The sequence below is a fragment of the Lujinxingia vulgaris genome (genome assembly GCF_007997005.1).
Taxonomy (GTDB): domain Bacteria; phylum Myxococcota_A; class Bradymonadia; order Bradymonadales; family Bradymonadaceae; genus Lujinxingia.
In genome coordinates, this window is sequence record NZ_VOSL01000002.1 from 39973 (window position 1) to 64740 (window position 24768).

The 24768-nt window shown below is 66.2% G+C and carries 7 protein-coding genes; 1 reads left to right on the plus strand and 6 read right to left on the minus strand.

All coding sequences use genetic code 11. The annotated features are described in order from the left end of the window. Positions 1 to 114: 114 nt before the first annotated feature. Complete coding sequence (locus FRC96_RS22560) at positions 115 to 2136, plus strand: hypothetical protein (protein WP_146972047.1); 2022 nt, start codon at positions 115 to 117, stop codon at positions 2134 to 2136. Between the two features lie 225 nt (positions 2137 to 2361). Here FRC96_RS22560 and FRC96_RS00290 read toward each other — a convergent pair whose 3' ends face one another. The 6 genes from FRC96_RS00290 to FRC96_RS00315 all read right to left on the minus strand — a co-directional run bounded on the left by FRC96_RS00290 (position 2362) and on the right by FRC96_RS00315 (position 24674). Continuing rightward, complete coding sequence (locus tag FRC96_RS00290) at positions 2362 to 3414, minus strand: PAS domain-containing sensor histidine kinase (RefSeq protein ID WP_349632742.1); 1053 nt, start codon at positions 3412 to 3414, stop codon at positions 2362 to 2364. Then, positions 3333 to 3875, minus strand: a complete 543-nt coding sequence (locus FRC96_RS00295) for a PAS domain S-box protein (RefSeq protein WP_146972049.1) — start codon at positions 3873 to 3875, stop codon at positions 3333 to 3335. The genes FRC96_RS00290 and FRC96_RS00295 overlap by 82 nt, the downstream gene beginning before the upstream one ends. Before the next feature lie 461 nt (positions 3876 to 4336). Continuing rightward, positions 4337 to 5284: a hypothetical protein gene (locus FRC96_RS00300; protein ID WP_146972050.1), complete on the minus strand. Its 948-nt coding sequence runs from the start codon at positions 5282 to 5284 to the stop codon at positions 4337 to 4339. 393 nt (positions 5285 to 5677) lie between these two features. Next, entirely contained in the window at positions 5678 to 10864 is a 5187-nt protein-coding gene (locus FRC96_RS00305; RefSeq protein ID WP_146972051.1) for a biotin carboxylase N-terminal domain-containing protein, read from the minus strand. Then, positions 10861 to 17700, minus strand: a complete 6840-nt coding sequence (locus FRC96_RS00310; RefSeq protein WP_146972052.1) for a beta-ketoacyl synthase N-terminal-like domain-containing protein — start codon at positions 17698 to 17700, stop codon at positions 10861 to 10863. The genes FRC96_RS00305 and FRC96_RS00310 overlap by 4 nt, the downstream gene beginning before the upstream one ends. Next, positions 17697 to 24674 carry a type I polyketide synthase gene (locus tag FRC96_RS00315; RefSeq protein WP_146972053.1) on the minus strand — a complete coding sequence of 2326 codons (6978 nt, stop codon included), beginning with the start codon at positions 24672 to 24674 and terminating at the stop codon, positions 17697 to 17699. Before FRC96_RS00315 ends, FRC96_RS00310 begins: the two co-directional genes overlap by 4 nt. Between the last annotated feature and the right edge of the window lie 94 nt (positions 24675 to 24768).

The window sequence follows — 24768 nt, forward strand, 5'->3', positions numbered from 1 at the left end:
ACTCCGGTGGTTTGCGGTCTATGATGGGTCGAGTCCGGGGTGGCGCTAAGTGATTGATATGGCGGCGTGAACCGATGGTAGGTGCGCGTCGCGACGGGATCTGGGAGCGGCGTGATGGGACGATTTTCAAAGATTTACAGCGGATTGGTGCTGGGGTTGGTGTTGGCGGTCTCGGGGTGCGGAGGGGATGAGCCGGTGGAGCCCGCCGATGTGGAGGTCGGCGACGATGTGGGCGATGCCGGAGATGTTGGCGACGTCAGCGAGGATGCTGGTGACGTTGGCGAAGAGCCCGAAGATCCCTGGGCGATGGCCAACGCGATGGGGCAGGGGGGGCATGCGTTGTTGCCCTGGCCGGCGGCACAATATCAGGTGGAGGGGGAGGATGGCGTTGAGGTGCGCGTGGCCGAGGCTTTGATTCCGGCGGGCTTCGACGGCGAGTTGCTCGGAGGGAGCGGGGCGAGCCGGGTGGCTCCGATGGTGACCTGGCTGGAGGGGGGGATCGACCCGCGGGGTCTTCCGGCTGCTGATGACTGGGGGGCGACACTTGGCGAGGAGAGCCTGGTGCAGGTGGTCGTGGTGGAAGAGGGGGAGGAGGCACGACGCTGGCCGGTGCTCGCTGAGATGGATTTGACGGCGCGGGAGCCGAGCGAGGCGACGCTCTTGATTCGACCGCATCGGCCCTTCCCGGCTGGAGCGCAGGTGGTGGTGGGGCTAAAGCGGGGGCTGCGAACCTATGCCTGTGTGAGCGATGCGACCTCGGAGGGGTGCGCGGAGCACGCGAGCTCGGAGGCCCTGGCGCGCGTGCTGGCCGGGGAGCCGGCTGATGAAGCCGAGGAGGCCTGGGTGGCGCGGGGGGGCGATGCGCTGCGGGAGGCGCTGGAGGTGATGGAGGTCGATGCGGAGGGGCTGGTGCAGGCGTGGAGTTTTCGGGTGCGGGATCGCGATGAGGTGGTCTCGGCCCTGATCGCGATGCAGCGGATTGCGAATGAGGCCGACGCGTCGAACTACCGCCTCGATGATGTTGTGTACGAAGAGGATCGGGCGCTGATTTACGGGGAGCTGGAGGTGCCCTGGTTCCTCGATGAGGACGACCGGGTGGTGCTTGATGAGGCGGGGCAACCGCAGGTGGTGGAGCGACGTTTTGTGGAGTTTCTGGTGACGGTGCCGCGCAGCGTCGATCGGACGCGTCCGGTGGTGCTCTTTGGGCACGGGTTCTTCAGCGCGATCGAAGAGTCGACCTGGTCGAACCTCTTTGATGGGCTAGAGCAGTGGGAGATGGCGGCGGTGACCACGCGTTTTTACGGCTTTGCCGAGGCGGATCTTGCGGATACGGCAACGGTATTGGCGGCGGAGTCGTTGCAGGGGTTGGCCGGGGTGATCGACCTGCAGCGCCAATCGCAGGCGAATTTTACGGTGGTGCATAATATGCTGCGCGATCATCTGGCCGCCGAGCTGGAGGTTGATTTCGGGCAGGGGGCGTATCGGCCGCTCGATGGCGATGCGATTTCCTACATGGGAATTAGCAACGGGGGCACACAGGGGTTTGTGATGATGAGTACATCGCCGGCGCTCAAGCGTGGGGCGTTGATCGTGCCCGGCGGGGGGTGGTCGCATATGTTGCAACGCGCCGCGCAGTGGCCGACGTTGGGGGGGCTTTTTACCAGGCGCTATCGCAACCAGGCGGAGCTGCAGCTGGGAGTCTCGATGTTGCAGCAGATCTTCGATCCGGTGGATTCGTTGAACTATGCGGAGTTTTTGCTTGAGGAGCGCCTGGAGGGGATGGACGAAGCGCCGGAGATGCTGGTGGTGGAGGCGCTGCATGACTCGCAGGTGGCCAATATGGTCTCGCGCTGGGTTGCGGGTGCAGCCGGCGTGCCGCAGGTGATGCCTGGGGTCGAGGAGGTCTGGGAGGTTCCGCGGGTCGAGTCCTCGACGTTGGCGGAGGGGGATGTGCGGGTGGGTTATGAGATCTATGATCTGGGGGTGGAGGCGCATCCTGTGGGCAATGTGGCTGCCGAGGAGAATGACGTGCACAACGATGTGCGTCTGTTGGAGTCGTATCGGGCGCAGGTCGGGGAGTTTTTGGAGAGCGGGAGGGTGGAGCGCTTCTGCGAGGGGGTGTGTGATCCCGGGTGAGGTCGGGGGAGGTGACCGAGGGTTGTGGGGGTGACCGACGGTTGTGTGAGGTGACCCAGGGTTGTGGGGGTGACCGAGGGTTGCGGAAGTTGACCGAGGGTTGCGTGAGGTGACCGAGGGTTGTGGGGGTGACCGAGGGTTGTACGGGTGACCTAGGATCGGGGGGAAGTGACCCAGGGTTGCGGCAGACCCCGTCGTCGTGAGGTGAAACGCCCGGGTGGGGCGTCAGGATGTGGCTGGTTCGGCCAGGGATAGAGGAAGCCAGAAGGTCAGCGAAGTGCCATGGCCCAGGGTGCTCTGAAGTTCGATGCCGCCACGGAACTTCTCGACGATGTTCTTCGCGGTGGTCAGGCCGAGTCCCGCGGCCTGATCGCCGGTTCGCGTGGTGAAGAAGGGGTCGAAGAGCCGGGGTTGGATATCCTCGGGGATGCCGGGTCCGTTATCTTCCACGCGCAGAAAGACGTGGCGATCGTGGTGCCAGGCCGTCATTGTGATCACGGGGGGGCAGGTTTGGGGGGCCGCGGAAGTGAGCGTGCGTTCGGTCTCAAAGCTCTGGGCGGCGTTTGTCAGCAGGTTAATGAGAATGTCGGCAAGCGCTTCTTCCGAACAGCAGACCGGGGGGAGCTCGGCCGGGGTCTGGCAGCGGAACTCGATCGCCGGCGGTGCGGCATGGCGGACCATGTGGAGGGCGCGGGTGATCGCCGGGTGGATATCGATGTTGGACGAGGGAGGCGCATCAAGCGCAGTGTATGATTTGAGGCTGAGGACGATGTCGCCGATACGTTTCAGGCCAATAAGCGTGTCGTTGAGCGCGTCGATGAGCACGTGATGCTGTTCTGGGGAGAGCGTCGTATCCGGGAGTGTCTCAAGGGTCCGCAGAACGAAGTCGACGTTGGCCGTGGCGTAGCCCAGGGGGTTGTTGATCTCGTGTGCGGCACCGGCGGCCAGCGAGGCCAGGGCGAGTTGTCGGTTTGCGCGGATGGCGTGAGCGAGAAACTTCCGTTTGTAGGTGAGGTTGCTGGCGATGCCGACGAAGGCATTTTTGCCTTCAAAGACGACCGGCTGGGCGCGAACTTCGGCCTCCATGATCGTGCCGTCTTTGCGAATGAGTTGCCCGGCGGTGGGCGGGAGTGAGATGCCGGACTGGTTCATGTGGGTGAGGCGTGCGGAGGCGTTGGCGCGATGGGTGGGATGGATCAGATCGCTGAGACGGGTCCCGATGAGTTCGCCCGGGGAGTCGTAGCCGAGGTCGCTTGCGAGGCGTTGATTGACCAGCAGGACGCGGTCGTCGCTGTGGACGGCGACCCCATCCGGAGGGCTTCGATGAGGTCGCGAAGGGACTTCTGAGAGAGTTCCAGGGCGCGTTGCGCTTCGATCAGGGTGGAGACGTCTCGGACGGTGGCCAGCGCGTGAAGTTTACCCGCAATGACCAGTGGGAAGAGGGAGACGTAGGCGGGGAACTCGGAGCCGTCGCGTTTGATGCCGCGGACCGGAGCGAGTTCGCTGGTGAGGAGAGGGCGGGGGATTTCGAAGAAGTCGTGGTAGGACTGGAGAAAGATCTCGTGGAGATCGGTGGGGAGCAGGTCGGTGAAGGGGCGCGAATGGGCGGGGCGCTGGTTGAGACCGAAGAGTTCGCGGGCGGAGGCGGAGGCATAGCGGATGAAGGCGTCGCGATCGATGACGATGGCGGGGTCGCGGGAGGCATCGGCGATGGATTGCCAGTGGAGGAGGTTGGACAAGGCGGTGTACTCGGGAGGGGTAGAGAGGAGCTACAACGCGATTGTAACAATATGTTAAAGGGTGGGCAAATCTGAGAGAGTTTCCGTGGCGTTATCCAACCCAGGGTTGGGAGTGCGTTGCCCAACCCTGGGTTGTTGGGTTTTCAACGACGACTAACCCTGGGTTGTTTCGCGAGGGGGCATGCGACCGTGGGTTGGGAGGAGGTTGACCGAGGGTTGTTATGAGGGGGCGTCTTAGAATTGACCGTAAGGTAGGTTGTTGCGGGGGAAAACGCTGGAAACTGATGCTCTGGGAGTCTCGTTTGTGCCCGGATTCTGAGAAGGCACCCTCCCAGCGGGCAGAGATGTGCCGGGCAACTCGCTTCTGAAGCGACTCGCGACCTGAGAAGTCCTGATTGTGGAACGTTCTTCCGACGAGCGACGCCCGCTACCCGTGGGCCACCTGCGTTCGTTGCTGACGATCAGGCTGCCACTGGCGGCGCTTCCGTTGGGCGGGGAGGAAAGACGCCCAGTGAGACCGGAGGAGGAGGCGCGCAGAGCACGGGAGAGTGTTTGCGCAACCAGACTGTTCCCGGGGGGAAGACGCACCGTCTGGGTTTGGCGCCCTTAAGCCACTTCTTACGCTGACGACGATAGAGTTCCAGAAAGCCTCGATATTGTTCTCTGGCCTGCGCGATAAGCGCCGGATCGCCTGCCGCAAAGCGAGGACGTGTTCGCTCACGCGACACAGGCGTTGAGGGGGCCTCATGGGGCGCCGGAGGAGTGAATGGTTTCTTTTTGGGCCGAGCTTCGGGTCGGGCTGCCAGGAGCTTCTGGCGGCCCTCTTCAATCAGATTCTCAAAGTACTCGATCACCTCGTCGAGCGAGCGGTTCTCGTAGCCGGGAGGCGGTTGAGGGGTGAACTCGGCGACGTCGGGTCGATCATCGCCGTAGAAACACTCGGGTTTTGAGACTCGCACAGGTTTGCCCCAGTCTCGAGGACGGACGATGAATCCGGGCCACTCATCGAGGGAGTCGACCTCGCCGGTGGCGACGGGGTTGAGGCAGGTGTAGACGATCTGTTGTTCGATGGCGGTGAGGTTGAGCAGGAGCACTTCGCCGTAGCCATCGCTGTCCCAGAAGCTGCCAAAGGTTCCCAGGGAGCGGTTCATCGCGCGCGCGATACCCGCGTTTAAATCGCGCATGAAGTCGCTTCGTGTGGCGTTGTGATCGTGGACGATCGTGTGAATGTGGTTGCACATGGCCACGACCGCATGAACGCTCTGTTGGTGCTCTGAGGCAGCGATTGCCATCTGATAGGCAACGATTTCGTTGGTCATGTCGCCGGGGGTGAGCGTGTATTCGCGTCGGTGGGTGCGACGGACAAGGGAGACGACTTCGTTGGGCAGTTGGCGTCGAGGAAGCGTCATCGATGAGCTCCGTGGTGTAGGTCAGTGTGGTACCACGAGGTTCTATTATCGATGAATCGCTGCAGGAGTTGCCTGAAGAACGTTATTTTTGCGATGGGACGCAGGGAGAGAGAGGCGGGTCGCCTCGGAATGACGGGGCGATCGCCAACCCCCAGTTGTATCGAGGATGTTGTATTTTCGGCGACCGCCAACCCTCGGTTGCGTCGGGAGATCGGCGAATGATGCTGCGATCGCCAACCCCCGGTTGTATCGAGGATGTTGTATTTTCGGCGACCACCAACCCTCGGTTGCGTCGGGAGATCGGCGAATGATGCTGCGACCGCCAACCCTCGGTTGCGTCGGGAGATCGGCGAATGATGCTACGATCACTAACCCCCGGTTGTATCGAGGATGTTATTTTGTCCAGTCGCTCAGGCGGTCGATAAGATGCGCGCGGAGCCGATGGGGAGCGATGATGTCGTGAATCGAGCCGACCTCTCGGGCACGATGGACGTTGTGAATCTGATCGAACTCGCTGGCGAGCTCGGCCTGGATGCGCGCGCGCAGGGCGTGCATGGCGGCGCGGCGTTGCGCGGGGTTCGCGTGGGCCTCGGCCTTCGGGTAGTCGGGATGGGCGACTAACCTGCGTTGAACGAGGCCGGGAAAGACGACCGCCGCGGCCGGAGCCCCACCGATGACGCTGGCAAAGGTGTGCTCCAGGGCTGTGGCGTGGAGGTTCTCGTTGAGCGCCTGCGAGAAGACGACAAAGGCCCCGCCGTGGTAGCGCGCCACGACGTTAAAGAGGATGGGGCCTTTAAAGTTGATGACGGCGCGGGCGATCTCGGCCCCCCACTCGAGCTGGCGCTCGCGCAGGGATTCGGGAGAGCCGTCGAAACCGCTCAGGTTGGCGAGGATCACAAGGGGGTGCACCCCACTTGCGGCATGGATGGCGCACGCGATCTTGCGCGAGGAGTGGGGAAAGAGGGTGCCGCTCATCCAGGTGTCGGGGCCATCGACCGGGGCCGGTCCACGGCGCTGAATGGGTTGAGACTCAACGCCGATCATCGTCACCGATTGCCCGCTGAGCTCTCCCAGCCACACCACCGCCGACTCGCCCCCCTGCAGATCGGACCACCGCTCCAGGGTGGGCGCGCCCGGGTCGAGCACCGCTTGCATCAAGGTGCGGATCGCAAATGGCTTCTTTTTGCCGGGGTTTAAGGCGGGATCGAAGATCGCGTCGAGCTCGTTAATGGACGCGTCGGAAGATGGTGTAGAACGGGTTGTGTCGCCGCTGGATTCGGCCGGTCCGGGACGACCCTGGGTTGACGGTGGCGGCGAGATCTCGGCCTGTCCCGGATGACCGGGGGTTGCGGATGGGGTCGAAGTCGCGCGGTGATCCCCACCGCTCGGCCGCGTCAGGCGATAGTGCGTGAAGAGCAGTCGGTAGGCGTCGATGAGGTCATCGGCTTCGTACTGCGCCTCGCCATTGGGGAACATGATCGGAGCGCCGCCCAGCGCGGTGTTGCTCTCGGCGCTGACCGAGCCGGAGAACTCCAGGGCCTTGCGGCCGGTGAGGATCATGTAGCCGCGCGGGGTCATGATCAGCGCACCTTTGCAGTGCATGAGCATGGTGGCCTCGGCGTTCCAGTAGGACTGGGCGCCGACGCAGGGACCATCGACGATGACGTGGATGGGATGGCCGTCCTGGGTCATCTCGACGATGCGGCGCAGCACGCGTGCGGTCCAGTCGAGGTTCTCGGTGCCGGAGTCCATGGCGATGCGCGCGCCGGAGCTCAGCGCGACCCACTCCACGGGCAGGTTGCGCTCGCGGGCCAGGTCGAGAGCCAGGCAGATGCGGCGACACTCCGCCTCTCCAAGTGAGCCCATGGTGCGGGTGGCGTCGCCGATGATGAGCACGCGGGTTAGCGCTGTGCCCTCGGAGAGCTGATTGGTGATGAGGCCGACGACCAGGTTAGCCCGATGCTGGCCCGGAGCTCGGGAGGTGGGAGCGAGCGTGTTTTGGGTGTCGAGATCCCACTCCTGAAACGTGCCTGTATACGGTGAGGATAGCGCGATTGCCGCATGAACACTGGGTGAGGTCTGACCCCCGGTCAGCCAGGTGATGACCTCCGAGGGGTGAAAAAGGCCTCGGCGGTGGGCCTGCAGCGCGCCGCGATCCGCCGGGGTCAGCAGGGGCGCCGGGGGGAGCTTCTCGACGCTCGCAAAGGAGGGACCCAGGCCGGTTGCCGGACCGAAGATGATGGCGTTGCAGGGGCGGGTGCTGAGCGTCATCGCGGCGCTGGAGCGCAGCAGCGTCAGCTCGAGGTCAAGGTCCGCGCTCTGGGCGTTGAGTTGCTCCGCCAGCTCGGTGATCGAGGCGCTTGTGGCATGAAGATCGCCCGTGTAACTGAGGATGATACGGTTGAACGACGGGGGCGCGGTGGCATGTGCGATGTGATGACGCAGGGTCGTGGCGGCCTGCAAAAAGGCCCGTTTCAGGCAGAGGAGATCGAGGCCATCTCCGGCTGTCGGGGCCACACAGACCTCGACCCAGAGGCGATGGTCATCGGGAGCTTCGGCTGTGCTGAGGGCCCACGATCGCAGCGCCATATCGGGCGATGCCACAACCCCCGGTTGTGTGGGGGTGAGGTGGAACGAGGGGGATGTGAGCGCCGGAGTCGGGTCGTCCCAGAAGGTCGGCCGGGCCGGTGTTGGTGCGGCGTTCGCGGTCGACTCCAGAGCGTGGCGAAGTTGCCAGACGAGCGCGGCGAGCTCCCAGCGACGTCGTCGGGTGGTGTCACCGGCCAGGGTCTCCAGAAGGGTGGCAAGGGAGGTGTGCAGGGCGCCGAAGTGCTGCTGGAGCAGCGACGGTGCTCTGAGGTCTTCGGTGTGGCGCGTCGGGTTGATCAGGGTGCGCAGCACTTCGGTGGCCAGGCGGTCGCGAAGTTTGCGCTCTTTGCGCGCCTGCAACAGGCGCATCAACGCGTGATCGAGGCGCTCGCCGGGGCGACATTCGTGGTCACGTTTGAGGCCGTGCGAGGCCAGATAGAGGCGAAGTTTGGCCGTAAAGCGCCCGGAGAGATGTTCGTCGTCCAGGTGACGTTGACGCAGAAAGCGGGCGAGTTGGTCGGCGCTGGACTCGCCAGCGGAGTTTGCCGCGTCGTCTTCACGGCCGTGCCAGAAGAGGGACTCGCCGGCGCAATAGGTCGCAAAGAGATCGAGGAGCTCGTCACGCTTCAGGCGATCGGGATGGTCGAGCAGGGTGTCGAGCGCGGCGGCGGCCAGCGTCGGATCGACGTCGTAGCCGAGCAGTTGGGCGTGCAGGACCTCGGCGGTGCTCAGCGCGCGGCGGCTCAGGGCAGGCAGCGTCAGCGAGACGTCGGAGCCCTCGTCGCAGGAGGCGTCGCTGTCGGGTTGCAGTCGAAGCAGGGGTTGGCCCGCCTCAACCGAGGCCGAGCGCGCGGCGAGGATGCTGTCTACAACGCCATCGATCGGAGCGACGACGGGAAACTCCATCTTCATCGCCTCCAGCGTGATGAGGCGCTGCCCGGAGCTGACATGTTGGCCGGGCGCAATGTGAATCTGGCTGATCGCTGCCGGGATGGGGGCGGTGATGTTGCCGTCGGAGCGCTTTTCAAGGCGATGCGCCACCCCGTTGACTTCGAGCACCACATGGTCGGGGCGGGCGACGCGGATGACCTGGTAGGTGTCGGTGCCGATGGTCAGGACCATGTGGGCGTTGCCGGTGGGGCGGGCCTCAATGATAGCCTCCCAGGGCCCGCTGGAGGCCAGGTAGGTCATCGGAGCGAGGGTGGCGATGGTGATGTCGATGGGGGTGCCGTCGACGCGGTAGCTGAGCTCTCGGGGGCCGGGCGCGGAGAGCCGCCGAGGAAGGCCGGTGAGGGCCTGAGCGAAGAAGAGGCGCAGCTCCTGGCGGCGGGTCGCCAGATGATCGCCGATCGCCGCGGCGGCCAGCGCGATGGCGAGCTCGTGACGCTGGTGAGCCCCCGGTCTGTTTGCCAGAAATGCGTCGAGCCAGGCGGTGGTCACCGGGCCATCGTGGAAGTCGGAGTCCGCCACAAGTTCTCGCAACAGCGCACGGTTGGAGAGACCGGTCTCCAGGGCGAGCACCGTGTCGTCCAGGGCGCTGTGCAGGCGGGCCAACGCATCGCGGCGGTTGATGCCCCACGTGATGATTTTAGCGACATTCGAGTCGAAGGCCGAGGGGATGGTGTTGCCCTCGGCGTATCCGGTATCCACGCGGATCCAGGGGCCGTCGGGAGCGACGAAGCGCAGGATCTGCCCGGTGCGCGGCGCGAAGCCGTCGTCGGGATCTTCGGCGTTGAGGCGGGCCTCTACGGCGACGCCGCGCGGCTCGGGGCGGGTTCTGGAGCTCAGGTCCAGGCCGCGGGCGACGTCGATCTGGGCGGCGACCAGATCGACGCCGAAGATCGCCTCGGTGACGGTGTGTTCGACCTGAAGTCGCGTGTTCATCTCAAGGAAGACGAAGGTCAGATCGCCCTTGTTCTGTGAAGGTGAAGGGTGACCCTGGGTTGTTCGTGAAGGGTGACCCTGGGTTGTTGGGGAAGGATGACCCTGGGTCGTGTGAGAGGGCGCCAAATCCGGGGGTGAAGTGTGACCCAGGGTCGTGTGAGAGGTCGCGAAATCCGGGGGTGAAGTGTGACCCAGGGTCGTTGGCAGGACGAGGTACTCGACGGTGCCCACGCCCACGTAGCCGCAGGCCCTGGCGAGGCGACGCGCGCAGGACTCCAGGCGTTGGCTGAGCTCCGGGGGAAGTCCGGGGGCGGGGGCTTCTTCGAGAAGCTTCTGGTTGCGGCGTTGCACCGAGCAGTCGCGGGTGCCCAGCGTCCAGACGTTGCCGTGGGTGTCAGCGAGCACCTGAACTTCGACGTGGCGGGCCTCGGTGATGTAGCGCTCAATAAAGAGGGCGGGGTTACCGCTGCTGTTCAGGGCTTCGGTTGAGGCGCTTTGGAAGGCGTCTTCGACCTGGTCGGGGGCGTGCACAAGGCGGATGCCGCGCCCGCCGCCGCCGGCTGCAGATTTGAGAAGCGCCGGGTAGCCGATGGTTTCTAAGGCCTGGAGCGCGACGCCTGCGTCGGCGACGGGCTCTTTGGACCAGGGCGCCACGGGCACGTCGCAGCGCTCAGCGAGTTGCTTGGCGCTGACTTTGTCGGCCATCTGGAGGGTGGCCGAGGCGGGGGGACCTAAAAAGATCAGGCCTCGCGTGTGGCAGGCATCCGCCAGCGCAGGATCTTCGGAGACAAAGCCCCAGCCCGGCCAGATGGCGTCGGCGCCGGCGGCCTGGGCGACGTCCAGCAAGAGCTCGATGTTGACGTAGGGGGAGGGCGCTCCCGGGGCCGAATCGGGCAGCGCGACGGCGTGGGTGGCGGCCTGCACAAAGGGCGCGTCGGCGTCGGCGGCGGTGTAGAGCGCGATGGTCTCCAGGGGAACGCGCTCGCGGCGGCTCCAGGTCTTGGCGCCGCGAATAAAACGCATCGCCGCTTCGCCGCGGTTGAGAATCGCCACGCGCCGAAACGCACCGGTGAGCACACGAGGGATGGGGGGGGCGGGGTGAGTCATGAGCGATCCTCGCGTACGCGCAACGCCAGGTTGGAGGTGTGGTAGATCTTCAGGCCGTCGACCAGAAGCCAGGCTTCGCTGACCAGGAGGGTCTCGTCGGCGTGCTCCTCCACGGTGTGGAGATCGAGGAGGATGGAGATCTTCTTATTTTCGGGGATGACCTGGCCGCGGTACTTCCAGGTCAGCGCCTGGTGAAGTGCCAGAGGTTCAATCACCGGGCGCTCAAAGCGGCGATGCAGTCCCAGGCGCAGCAGGGCGTAGCGCAGCGTCTGAATCATCGCCTCCACGCCGAGCGAGCCGGGCTGGACGGGATCCTGGAAGAAGTGGGCTTTGAAGAACCACTCGGCCGGGTCGACGTCTTTTTCGGCGCGAACACGCACGCCGGTGGCCGATTCCTCCCAGGAGGTGATGCGATCGATCATGCGCAGCATCGCGTCGGGCCAGAGCCCGGGGTGCTCGGCGTCGGGTGGTGTGGTCAGATCGACCACCGGGGGTAACTCCAACTCTGCGCTCCGACCGTCCTCGCTGCGACCCTGGGTTGACCATGAGGCCCGCAGTTCGCGGTCGAGCGTCACTTCGGGGGGCGCGGAGAGCCGCTCGCGATCGAGGTCTGTGAGCGGCAGCCCGACCTGGTTCTGCAACGCCGCGTGCGGGAAGAATCCGAAGGTCGTCGTGAGCTCGTAGACCGGCACATGATCGATGGTGCACTGCACCTCGAAGCTCTGAATGATCATCGAGCCGGAGATCGACTGGTTGGTCATGCGCGTGTGTGTGCGCAGGGTGCCGCCGGTCGGCACAAGCTCCTGCAGCAGCGTCGCCTGCCCGTCGAGGTTGCGGTAATAGAGGGGCTGAGCGGCGTCGGTGAACGCTTTTGAGGTCAGCGAGAGCCAGCCGCAGGGCTGCAGCGCGGCCTCCAGAAGCACCGCGTAGGGGACGACGGGGCGATCGTTATGATCGAAGTACCAGGCGTCCTCGGGAAGATCGTACTCCACCACCGCCTCATCGCCCGGGGCGCTGTGGCCGGGCTGGGCGCTGAAGTTGGTGACGCGGGTCATAAACTGGAAGGGATCGCCCGGGAGGCGCGGCATGCGCCCGGCGTCTTCATAGCGCTGGTAGAGCGGTCCCATGCAGGCGGTGGCCGGGCCGATGCCCGTGGCCTCCAGGGCGAAGCGGTCGTGGATCACGCCTCCGCGCTCCACCGCCCGCCGATCGCGCTCCTCCGGGGTGCCCTCACACGCAATGCGCTCGCCCATCGGCGTGTCCGGGACGAGGTGCATGACCATTGAGCGGCAGTGAAAGGCTTTGAGGCCGTCGACCGTCGCCAGAATATGCGCGCGCAGGGCAGGGCGGCCGCCGGTGCTCGTGTCGTGGAGCTCCTCGACAAAGATCTCGTAAGTGAGAACTTTTGAGGTGGGGGTGACCTGGCCGCGGCAGCGAAGCTGGTAGGGGATGTCCGGAGCGGGCTCAAAACGCCAGCCGTCGCGGTGAAGCGTCAGGCCGCAGGCGGCCATATAAAAGCTCATCGCCTGCATGCCGGCCTCAAACATCAGGGTGCCCGGCATGCAGGGATCGTTTTTAAAGTGCCCGTCGAAGAACCACTGGTCGGGGGTGATGTCGAGGCGGCTGCGCAGATAGCCCCGTCCCCAGGGCCCGCCCTGTGGATCCAGCTCTTCGACCTCGCCCATCAAGCACATGCGCCCCTCGTGGATCGACGGGGTGCGGGTGTGGGTGAGCAGGCGCTCGTAGCCCGCCCCGAAGCAGGCGGCCGGCTCGCCGTCGGCAAAGGCCTGGACCTGTGCGGCGCTGAAGTTTGAGGGGACGAGCTCCGGTGAGACGAGCGAGGTGATGTGCTCGGGGGCCTCATCGAGCTCTTCTTTCTCCGGCGTCCACAACACGCCCATCGACTCGGCCAGCTCCGCATCCGAGAAGAAGCCCGCCTGACCCTCGCGTACCGAGAGGCGGATGCCGTCGCCGACGCGGCAGTCGTAATGGAAGAAAAAGATGCGGATCGGTCCCTGGTTGGCGTGGCCGTCGATGTGAATGTCGTAGCTCAAGGTGTCGCCGGCCTGCGGCAGGCCCCCGCGGTAGGTGAGCTCGCAGCCAAGGAGGCGGTAGATGCGTTCGCCGCGGTTCTGGAAGTCCGCGCCCATCCACGAGATGAGTAGGAGGTCGGCCTGGCCGGCCTCGATCATGATGCCGGCCGGGATGTGTCCGCGGTGCAGATACCAGGCGTCCGGGGTGATGTCGGTCTCGGTCCAGATGGTGCCGGTGCCCACGACCCCGGGCTCGGCGTCGATGCCGGTGACGCGGTCCGCCAGCAGAAGGGGCGGCTCGGGCATGCGCACCTGACGGGGGAAGTCGTCCTGGATGCTGAAGAGTGGCCCGAAGACCTGCGAGATGTTGCCACTGGCGAGCACCTCCAGATCACCGCGATCGAAGGTGGGGCCGATGGGGGTGGGGGCAGGCGGTGAGCTCGATAATTCGGCGCTATCGCTAGCGGTGGGGTGACCCTGGGTCGTCTCCGGGGGGTAACCAAAAATTGTGTTTTCGGGGTGACCCAGGGTCGTCATTTCGGGGTGACCCAGGGTCGCCGAATCGTGACCCAGGGTCGTGTTTTCGGGGTGACCGAGGGTCGCGTTTCTATGACCCTGGGGCGTCTGCGCCACCTGACCTACGGTCGTCTGTGACGCGGGCATGGACGAGGCGTTTGCGGGGTAGGAGTGCGACACATCGCCGGCTACCGCGCTCGAAAATTCGGCGCCATTGCTTGCGCCGAGGTGACCCTGGGTCGTCTGAGCCGGGTGATGCACCGGGTGATGCCCCGGCTGGTTCGCCATCTGCCAGGCCCGCTGAGAGTGCGCCAAGAAGGCTTTATGAACTTCTGCCTGTGTGGCGAGCACGCCCAGGTAGCGCTCATAGGCCTGACGCTGCAGCTCAAAATAAGGCGGCAGGCTTGAGGCCGAGGTCGAAGGCATCGCCGGACTCGCAGCGTAAGGTGCGCCGGATGCCTGCGGCGCAGCGTCGACCGAGGGTTGAGCCGAAGTCGAGGGTTGGGCCTGCCCGGGAGTTGACGTGCTGAGGGGAGGTTGCACCCGGGCGGGGGCATGAATCGCCGCGTCGGTGACCCGGGGAAGCGCAGGCGCAGGGGGCAGGATGGTGGTCTTCGACATCGGCGGGTCGGGGGCAAAAGAGGGAGCGGATGTGGGAGCCTGCGTCGCGTCCCGGGAGGGGGGCGTCGCTGGCGAGAGCTGGTAGGTGGGCCAGTGCGCCGGGAAGCTCAAGGTGGCGTCGTTGCTGGTCGAGGGCTGACCCGGGGTCGTAAAGAGGGGGTGGTTTTGAGCGCGCTCCATCCGGGCGTTGTAAGCGTCCAGATCGACGGAGACGCCGGCCGCGGCCAGGCGCGCAATCGCGTTGGCCAGGGGCCGAATCCCCGCGTCGGCCGCCGAATCGAGCGAGACGCAGAGATGGGGGCGCTCGCCAAGAATCTGGCGAATCCAGGGGCCGAGGGTCGTGCGGGGGCCGTGCTCCACGAAGATGCGCACGCCGTCGTCGTAGGCGGCGTTGATGATCGCCGGGAAGTCCACCGTGCGCAGCGCCTGGCCCAGCAGCGCCTGCGCCACGGTGACGCTGGTGGGCTCGTAGTGGCTCTGGAAGGCGTGGCTGTAGAGGCGTCGTGGGGTCGAAAAACTCTCGCGGGTGTGCAGCTTGAGCCAGCGCTCCTGAAAACCTGCGACCTCGGGGATGTGCACGGCGATGTCGTAGTCGAGGTGGCTCGCGCGGTGGTCGGGAAGGCGTTGAAGCACGCGCGCGATCGCCGGGGCGTGCCCCCCGATGGTCTGGTCGTCGGGGGCGTTGATGAGCGTGAGGTAGGCCAGAGGCTCTGCGGACAGGGCCTCTTCGAGCGCCTGGCGCGGGCCGACCACCCGCCAGGTCTCCCACTGCGGCGCTTCGTCTTCACTCAGGTGCTCGGCCCAGGCTTTTTTCAACACATCGAAGGTGCCGCCCAGCGCGCGCGTGAAGGTGCCGCTGCTGGAGAACTGGTCGTAGAGCGCGTCGAAGTCGCGCCACACTCCGGTGGCAAAGAGTGCGTTGGTCTCCCCGCTGCTAAAGCCGATGGCGGCGTCGAAGTCGATGCCCAGAAACTCGGTCGTCAGATCGTTATGCAGCTGCGCCAGGGTGGAGGCCGCAAAGAGCTTGTCCAGCGGTGTTGCGGCGGCCTTCGGGTCGGGGTGGGTCATCCAGCGGGTGGCCGCATCGACGCGCGTAAAGCGCGCGCGCAGATCTTCGAGAAGATCGGGGAAGGCCAGCACAAGCCCCTGCCCCATGCCGTGGTAGGCGGCCGCCGCCCCGGTGAAGACCTGGGCGACCTCGCCATCCATCGCCTCCATCGGGTAGATGCCCTCGCCGAGCGGCTCGCCGCTCATGAGAAAACGGGCCAGGCGACGTTGTTTGTCGGCGAGTTCTTCGGGGGTGGAAGCGACGATAAAGACGGGTGTGGGGCCGTCGACGCGGTGGATCTGGGGGGCGTCGAGGGCGACGGGGAGTGGCGAACGGGTGATGGCGCTGCGTCGCGGCGCGGCCTCGGTGGCGGAGGTCGCAATCACGGCGGAGGCGCGCAGGCCGGTGGCTTCTCCACCTCGCTTCAGGGCGAACTCCGGGAGCGCGATGGCCGCGGCGATGGCCAGAAGTCCGCGGGCGCTGCCGCACTCGGGAAGATGCGCGTCGAGCGACACAGCGTCGCGCAGGTCCGCCTCGGTCGGGAGCGTGGCTAGAATCGTGTCTCCCTGCTCGCGCGCGAGATCGGAGCGCTTTAAGACCAGCGCCACCGCGGCGTCGTCCTGAAGATCGTCAGCAACTTCGACCGCGCCCACCACTGCCGCGTCGAGCTCGCCGCGCCGGATGGCGTGGGCGGCTTCTTCGAGCGCGACGACGCCGGAGTGCTCCTCAGCGCTCAAGGTCAGCGAGGCGCCGCCCAGGTCGAGGTGGGCGTTGATGCGGTTGGCCACGATGTTGGGGAGCCCCCCGATCACCGCGGCCGCGGAGAGGGGTGGGGCGATCGCATCTTTCTCGGCCTCGCTCAGGTGCGCCTGACGGGCGCGCACCCCGTGGCGCACCACGTCGGGGTCGGTCTGCATACCCACAAACACGCCGGTGCGCTCGCGGTTGAGCTCCCCGGCCTGCGCGGTGGCCTCTTGAGCGACCTGAAGCATCGCGACCTGCTGCGGCGCCGAGACTTCGAGGTCACGGGGGGGAAAGCGCAGCCCTTTGAAGGGGAGGGTCAGCGTGTGGAGTTTGCCGCCCGTCTCGCTCCCATTCTGACCCTCGGTCGGGGCGTTGAGCAGCGAGGCAGCCCACTCGCCGGGGGTGCGGGCGTGGGGCAAAAGGGTCGCCAGGCCGACGACGGCGACCTCCACCGGCTCGGCGTCCTGCGGGGTATGCGGGTGACCCTGGGTTGTAGGAAGTTCTTTGTGGGTGCGGCTGATCGAGGTGTTGCCTGCCTTTGCCTCGGGGTAGGCGCGGGCGTAGGAGGGCCAGGACTCGACGAGAAGATGGCTGTTGTTTCCGCCAAACCCGAAGGCCGAGAGCGCGGCCACCTGGCGGGTGGGCTCCCAGGCTTCCGGGCTGCGCACCACCCGAAACGCGCTCTGGTTGAGGGCGTCGAGGGGCTGGTCGCAGTGGATGGTCGGCGCGAGCATGTTGGCCTGCATCGACGCCAGGATTTTTAGAAGCCCGGCCATGCCGGCGGCGGTGATGGCGTGGCCCATATTGGACTTGAGCGAGCCGATGGGCAGCGATTCGTCGTGGCGATCCGGGAAGAGGGCCTGCAGGCTCTTAAGCTCCCGCCCGTCGCCCAGCGAGGTGCCGGTGGCGTGGCACTCGATGTAGCCGATGTCGTCCGGGCGAAGATCGAGGTCGCGGTAGGCGGCGCGCAGCGCGCGCACCTGCCCCTCGCTGCTGGGCACGAGCAGCCCGTCGGAGCGTCCGTCGTTGGAGAGCCCCACCTCGTGGATGACGCCTAAGATGGTGTCGCCGCAGGCCACCGCGTCGTCGAGGCGTTTGAGCGCCACAAAGGCGCAACCCTCGGTGGGCACAAGGCCGTTGGCGTCGCGGTGAAAGGGCCGGCTCTGCCCGGTGGGGCTGAGCGCCTGAAGGGCATGAAAGCCGATGTTCAAAAAGAGGGGGTCGGCGCGGTTGACCGCCCCGGCCAGCACCAGATCGCTCTGGTGGGAGCGCAGCCGCTCGATGCCCAGCTTGATGGCGTAGAGCGAGGAGGCGCAGGCCGCGTCCAGCGCTGCGGCCGGCGCCTCGGGGCGGCCCAGCGCCCGGGCGATAAGATGGGCCGGAAGTCCGCTCATATGGCGGTCGAGACGCCGGGAGAAGTTCGCCGCGTCGCTTCGCGAGGCCCGGCGCGCGTCGCGCAAAACCTCCGGGAGATGGTCTTCTTCGACGCTCTTTGCCATCCCCTCGCTGGGGAGCGAGAGGTTGCCTAAAAAGATCGCCAGGCGGCCTTCATCACGTTTTCTGGCCTGAAGGTAGGCCAACTTCGCGGTGTGCACCGACCACTGCACCAGAGGGTCGATGTGGCGCATCACCTCGGCGTCCAGCGCGTAGTCTTCCGGGTTGAAGACCTCGTCAAAGCCCGTGACATAGCCCCCGGGGTTGTTCCAGCCCGGCTTACCCATCACGCGGGCGGGCTCGGCGCGCCAGCGCTCCGGGTCAGGAGGGCTGAGAAGATCGCGGCCCGCCAGAAGGTTTTGCCAGAACGCCTCTGGCGAGAGCGATCCGGGGAAGACGCAAGACTGACCAACGATGGCCACGGGGGTGGGGCGACTCATAGAAGCTGCTCGGAGCGAAAGTACATCTCAAGGCCGCGAAGGGTCGCAGCGAGTTGGCCGTCGGCGCAGCGAAGATCGAGATCGAAGATGGCGCGGTGGGCATTGACGTCGCGGGTGCGCGCGAGCAGCTCGACGGGGCCGTCGCACTGGCTCAACCCCAGATCCACAAACTCGGCGATGGCCGTGGGCAGGTTGGCGCGCCCGTCGGAGAGCGCCGCCTGGGTCAGCGCCAGCTGCAATGCCCCGTCGACCAGCGCCGGATCACCGGCCCAGCTTGCGGTCTTCCAGCCGGCGTCGACTGCGCGCAGCAGTGTGGCGCAGGCGTCGGGGTGGCCCAGGCCATCGGCGGCGCGGATCAGGCGAAAGGGGCCGGTGTGAAAGAGGCAGCGCTCGTAGACCGCGTCGACGTCGAGCGTCGCGTCTTCGAAGCGCTCGGGGATGCTCAGCGGCGTGACCGTGGGTTGAGCCTCCGCCATTGTTTTGGCGCTGAAGCGGCGGTTGCCCTCCTCATCGAGGACCTCCAGAAGGAGGTCTTCTGTGCCGGCCTGCGCCGTGGCGCGAAGTTCAAAACGCCAGCAGGCGTCGGGACTCTCGAAGTTCTCCAGCGTGACGCCACGCAGCACTTTGAAGTCGCGCAGGCGCAGCGTGTCGGCCGCCGGAATGGCCTGGCGCGCGATGGCGTGCAGCCAGTCCAGTGCGACGGCGGCCGGGAGCACCGGGTGCCCCTGGACGCTGTGGCCTTTTAAGAAGTCGTGGGTACGCGCGCTGACGAAGGTCGTGGCGCGGGCGCGCACCGCGTCGTCGAGAAGTCCGTCGCCGAGCACGATCTCGGTGCCCGCCGCGTCTTCGCGAAGTTCGCAGACGAAGGCGCGGGCGCCGGCGTGGAGATCGATGAGCGAGACGCCGCGCGATTCAAAATGGGCGCGCAGCGAGGCGTCGACCATGCCACCGTCCCAGGGGCCCCAGCCCAGCGAGCGGGTCAGAAGGGCGGGGCGGTCGGGATGGTTTTTGGCGCGCTCGGCGGCCTGTGCGGCGACGACCTTGTTGAGGGTTTCGTTGGCCATGGCGTAGTCGACCTGGCCTGTGTTGCCGGTGCGGGCGGCCACCGAGGAGAACGCGCCGATAAAACGCAGCGGGTCGTCGGCGCTGACCTCCAGCAGAGCGCGCAGGCCGTCAACTTTGGTGTCGAAGACGAAGTTGAAGTCGTCATCCGACTTCTGGTCGATGGTCTTATCGGCCAGCACCCCGGCGGCGTGCAGCAGGGCGGTGGGAGGGCCGAAGTCGTTACGCACGGTCTCAAACGCGCGGTGCAGCGCGTCGCGATCGCGCACATCGGCGACCAGGTAGCGGGCGCGAGCGCCGGCGGCCTCCATGGCGGCGAGGGTCTGGCGAACTTCTCGTTGCGCCAGCGTCTTCGCCGCCATACGGCCAATCTCCTTCAACGAGGGCGACTCACCGGCGGAGCGTGCCCGGGTAAGAAGCACGCGTTTGATCTCGGCGTCGGTCCGGGCCTCTCGAAGCTCGGCGGGCTCCTCGTCGAGGGCGGTGCGGCCGAGCAGGATGATGGTCGGCTGCGCCTGCCTGGCAAGCTCAATGAGGCAGTGCGCGGTCACGCCGCGGGCGCCGCCCGAAGCGATGAGGATGTCGGAGGCACCCAGGGTCAGGGGGCCCTCTGTGGGCGCGTCGGTCTTTGTGGCGCGCAGGGTGTAGCGCAGGAAGTTCGCCGCCAGGGCGACCTCAAGCTCCGGGCCGCCGCCGAGAAGTTCGTCGGCCAGGCGGCGCGCGACCGCCTGCGGGTCACGACCCTGGGACGCGACATCGATGGATTTGACGAGGGTCGAAGGCCACTCCAGGGCCGCCGTTTTGGCCAGCGCACTCAAGCCTCCGAGCCAGGCGCGGGGCCCCTGCGGGACGTCGCTCAGCCCGAAGGAGCCGCCGGTGTCCTGAATCAGCGCGTAGGTCTGCAGGGTGGTCTTCCGGGCGGCGAGTCGCGCGCAGGCGAAGGCGTTGCGCTGAAGGTGCAGCGCGCTATCGACGTCGGGGGTCTCGCGCAGCCCCCGGAGGTCGAGAAGTTGCGCAACCGCGCCATCTTCATCGAGTTCGTCGACGACGTCTGCCTGGTAGCCGCGCTCGCTGAGAAGTCCGGCCAGCGCGTTGGCCACGCCCCCCCGATCGTCGATCACGGTGATCGGAGCGTTGCTCAAAAAGGTCAAACCCGCCGACGGCGCCGCCACACGCTCCACCGCGTAGCGGGTGGGGAGCGGGACGGTCACCGCCGACGGTTCAGATTTTCCCAGGCTGTTGTCCTCCGCAGCGCCGGTGGAGCCGAGCGTGTTCATATACCCGACGATGTCGCCGAGCGTCTTGAGCGAGGCCATCTTCGAGGGGTCAAGCTCGGGGAGCTCGGGCAATTTCTCCTGGACGGCCGAGAGGATCTCGACGCGCTTGATGGAGTCGATGCCCAGGTCGGCCTCAAGGGCCATGGAGGCGTCGAGCATCTCGGCGGGATAGCCGGTCTTGTCGGCGACGACGTCCATAAACGTCGTGGTGAGGTCGGCCGCCGGTGCGCTCGCCGGGGCATTTTGCGTGACCGTGGGTTGCGCCTGGGCGTTGTTTTGTGCGGGTGAACCGCCACTCTGCGCCGGCGCGGTGCTCTGCAGGTAGGCGACGATATCGCCGAGCGTTTTGAGCGAGGCCATCTTCGAGGGGTCGAGCTCGGGGAGCTCCGGCAACTTCTCCTGGACGGCCGAGAGGATCTCGACGCGCTTGATGGAGTCGATGCCCAGGTCGGCCTCAAGGGCCATGGAGGCGTCGAGCATCTCGGCGGGGTAGCCGGTCTTATCGGCGACGACGTCCATAAAGGTCGTGGTGAGGTCGGCCGCGGGTGCGCTCGCCGGAGCGTTTTGCGTGACCGTGGGTTGCGCCTGGGCGTGGTTTTGTGCGGGTGAACCGCCACTCTGCGCCGGCGCGGTGCTCTGCAGGTAGGCGACGATATCGCCGAGCGTTTTGAGCGAGGCCATCTTCGAGGGGTCGAGCTCGGGGAGCTCCGGCAACTTCTCCTGGACGGCCGACAAGATCTCGACGCGCTTGATGGAGTCGATGCCCAGGTCGGCCTCAAGGGCCATGGAGGCGTCGAGCATCTCGGCGGGGTAGCCGGTCTTGTCGGCGACGACGTCCATAAATGTGCGGGCGAGGTCAGCCGAAGGCGTGGTCGTCGGGGCACTCGCCGCTGGTTGCGACACGACCCTGGGTTGCGTCACCGCCTGATTCTGTGCGGGTGCGGCGGTGGTCGCGCCATGGCCATTGAGGCTGGCAGCCGAGGTTTGGGAACGCAGCCCACCCATTAAGGGGTGGACGGCGTGGTAGCGGTCCTCGCGATCCTGCCAGGCGACAGGTGCGACCGGGGGTTGCGGCGTGACCGGGGGTTGGGGGGCGACCGGGGGTTGGGTCTGGGCCTGCGCACGGTAGCCGTTCACCGGGGCCTGAGGCATGACCGTGGGTTGCGTCACAGCTGCCTGCGGTGCGGGGATCGAGGGTGCCACCGGCACCTGACCGCCGGCCTGGCACCACTGCGCAAAGGAGGTCTCCATCGCCTGCATGTACGCCATCTGGGCCTGGGCTACCGAGCGCTCCATCAGCTGCAGATAGGCCATGTGGCTGTCGGCCATCGCACGCTGATACTCCGCAAAGGCCTGCGCCGACGCCGGCGCTGTCGGTTGACCTGCAGCCGGTGCCTGCCCGTTGCGATACGCCTGCTGCGTGGGCGCTGCCGGCTGGCCCGGAGCCGTCGGCTGACCATTCGTATACTGCTGCTCACTCATCGTCGTTTTGTCCCTGGTAGAATCGTGGCTCGTGTCGTGGGCCGCATAGGCCGCCGGAGCAAAGGCGCCTCGAAGATCCGATGTGCTCGAAGTGGTCGAAGTGGTCGAAGTGCTTGAAATATTTGAGGAATTTAAAGTGTCTGGGCTGTCCGGAGAGGTTGAGACATCCGGACGAACCGCCACATCGGGGTTGGGCGCCGGCAATGCCGCCGCGCCCCCTTCGGGCGGGTAGGGCCGGCCGTAGTTCGCACCGTTGAGCTTGATTGTGAACTTCGAGCGCGGGCGCTCACGCGGGTCGCTCGGTGTGGCGTAGCCCTCCCAGAGCGCGCCGAAATCAAGCGCGATGCCCAGCGCGCTCAGGCGTCCCAGCGCTTCAAAGAGGGCGGTGACGTCATCTTTGCCACGGGCGTCGAGGGCGATGGTCTCAAAGTCTTCACCGCTCAAGATGCGCTTGACCAGCCCGCTGAGCACACCCTGGGGGCCGACCTCCACAAAGGTGCGAGCGCCCGCTTCGTGCATCGCGCGGATCATCTCCACAAAACGCACCGGCGAGCTGATCTGAGCCTGGAGGCTCTGTCGGATCGCGTCGGCGTTGTCGGGGGTGTAGGCCCGGGCGCTCACATTGGCAAAAGCCTCGCACTTCAAGTCACCAAAAGCCTGCTCGCCAAGAAACGCACCGAAGGCCGGCGCCGCATCGGCCACAATCGGGGAGTGGAAGGCGGTGGCCACCGGCAGGCGAATAAAGGTGATGAGCTGCTCGTCGAGGAAGCTCTCGGCGGTCTCAATCGCCTCCACCGAGCCCGAGATCACGACCTGAGTGGGGCTGTTATCATTGGCGATCACGACGTCTGCGTCGCATCCGCTCAGAACCTCGCGGAGCTCGTCGGCCGCCATGCGCACCGCGCACATCGCGCCGCTTGTGGTGGTGGCAGCCTCAGCCATCAGCTGGCCGCGACGCGCGGCGATGTTGAGCATGGTGGCGGGGTCAAAGGCGCCGGCGGCCTGCAGCGCGCTGACCTCTCCGTAGGAGTGGCCGGCGACCATATCGGGCTTGAGTCCCAGGGCCTGCAGCATCGCCTGGCGGGCCAGGCTGTCGGCGCCGATGGCCGGCTGAGCCCACTCCGTCTCGCGCAGCGCAAGCTCCTGGGCTTCTTTTTGTTCTTTGCCAAACGCCGGCGGCGGAAACACCTTATGGTGCAGCCCCAGCGGTGCGGCGGTATCCCAGACCTCGCGGGCGCGATCAAAGGCCATCGCCAGATCGGCACCCATGCCCACGTACTGACTTCCCTGACCCGGGTACAAAAAGGCGACCTTGCCCTGGGTGCTCGCACCCTGGCGCACCCACATCCCGGGAAGATCGAAGTCGATCTTCTCGGCGTCGAAGTTCGCCAGCGCCTGCGCGATCTTTTTGCCGAGCTCGTCGAGCGATCCGGCGATCAGCGCCAGGCGAATCGATGACCGGGGGTTGAACGTCGACTGCGAGTTATGCGCCTTAAAGGCCAGCAGTTCGCGTTTGTCGCCCTCATCGTCCGGCTGCACCTCAAGGTTCTTTTGAAGCGACGTCAGCGTGTGTTTGAGCGAGCCGAGATCGTCGGCGCCGTAGACAAAAAGCTCGGTCTTGAGCGCGCGCAGGCGATCGGGCGTTTCGGCCGGTCCCTGGTACTCCTCCAGCGCGACGTGGAAGTTGCTGCCGCCAAATCCAAACGAACTAAGACCCGCGCGTCGCGGATGATCGTCGCCGCGCACCCAGGGTCGCGCCTCGGTGTTGAGGTAGAAGGGGCTCTCGTCGATGCCCATCTTCGGGTTGGGCTGGCCCACCTTGATGGTGGGCGGGAGCACCTTGTGATGCAGCGCCATCACGACTTTAAACAGACCGGCGGCGCCGGCGGCGGCCTTGGTGTGGCCGATCTGACTTTTTACCGAGCCCAGCGCGCACCACGGTTGGTTGGTGGTTTCTTGAGTGTTTTCAGAGTCTTGCGGGGTTTTGTTTCCGCCAAAGGCCAGGCGTAAACCCTCAAACTCCGCGGCGTCGCCGGCGCGGGTGCCGGTGCCGTGCGCCTCGACAAGCTCAATGGTCTCGGGGGCAAATCCGGCGCGCTCGTGCGCGCGGCGCAGCGCTTTGGCCTGACCCTCGGGGAGCGGCGCGTACACCGACAACGAGCGACCGTCGGACGCCGAGCCCAGCCCTCGGATCACCGCATAGACTTTATCCCCGTCGCGCTCCGCATCCTCCAGGCGCTTCATCGCAAACATTCCCATGCCTTCGCCCATCAACGTGCCGTCGGCACCGTCGGCGAAGGGGCGGCAGTCGCCACTGGGGGAGAGCGCCGGGGTTTTGGAGAAACACATGTACATGAAGATGTCGTTAAAGCAGTCCACCCCGCCGGTGATCACGACATCGGAGTGCCCGAGATAGAGCTCATTGAGCCCCATCGCCATCGCCGAGAGTGAGGAGGCGCACGCCGCATCCGTGATGCAGTTGGTGCCGCCGAGGTCGAAGCGGTTGGCGATGCGCCCGGCCACCACGTTGCCCAGAAGTCCCGGGAAGGTGCTCTCCTGCCAGGGGGTGTACTGCGCGGCGATGCGGTCGCAGATCTCCTGGGCTTTGCGCTCACCGATGCCCTGCTCGCGCAGCGCGCGCAGCCACTGGGGGCGCTGCAGGCGAGAGGCGGCCTGAATCAGGAGCTCCTGACCGGCGGTCACCCCTAAGATGATGCTCATGCGCTCTTTGTCCATCGACTCGAACTGGCCTTTAAAGGCGTCGTCGAGCACCTGGCGCGCCACGATCAGCGCGAGCAATTGCGTCGTGTCGGTGGCCGGGATCATCGTCGGCGGGATGCCAAAGGCCACCGGATCAAAATCCACATCGGGCAAAAAGCCGCCACGTTTGCAGTAGGTCTTGTCGGCGTCGCCCGGCTCCGGGTCGAAATAATCTTCGATCAGCCAGTGCGAAGGCGGCACCTCGGTGATGAGGTCGTTGCCCTCCATGATGTTCTGCCAGAAGCGTCCCGGGGAGGCCGAGGCCGGAAAGAGCGCGCTCAAGCCAACGATGGCCACCGGCGGGTGGTCGCCGCCGGCGTGCAGGTTGTCATCCTGCGAGGTGCTGGCGTCTGGCGAGGAGGGGGCCGAAGAAGACGTGGGGATAAGAGGCATAAGTCCTACTGCGTCAATAGCGCCGACCGGGGGTCAGCGAGACTCGAGTTCAAAACGAGAGGTTCCGAGCGTCGGGAGTGTGGACGCCGGGCAG

What these genes read in the sequence shown, in the direction of transcription:
- FRC96_RS22560 (WP_146972047.1), top strand. Translation starts at nt 115, where the DNA reads ATGGGACGATTTTCAAAGATTTACAGCGGATTGGTGCTGGGGTTGGTG.
- FRC96_RS00300 (WP_146972050.1), bottom strand. Translation starts at nt 5,284, where the DNA reads ATGACGCTTCCTCGACGCCAACTGCCCAACGAAGTCGTCTCCCTTGTC.
- FRC96_RS00305 (WP_146972051.1), bottom strand. Translation starts at nt 10,864, where the DNA reads ATGACTCACCCCGCCCCCCCCATCCCTCGTGTGCTCACCGGTGCGTTT.
- FRC96_RS00310 (WP_146972052.1), bottom strand. Translation starts at nt 17,700, where the DNA reads ATGAGTCGCCCCACCCCCGTGGCCATCGTTGGTCAGTCTTGCGTCTTC.
- FRC96_RS00315 (WP_146972053.1), bottom strand. Translation starts at nt 24,674, where the DNA reads ATGCCTCTTATCCCCACGTCTTCTTCGGCCCCCTCCTCGCCAGACGCC.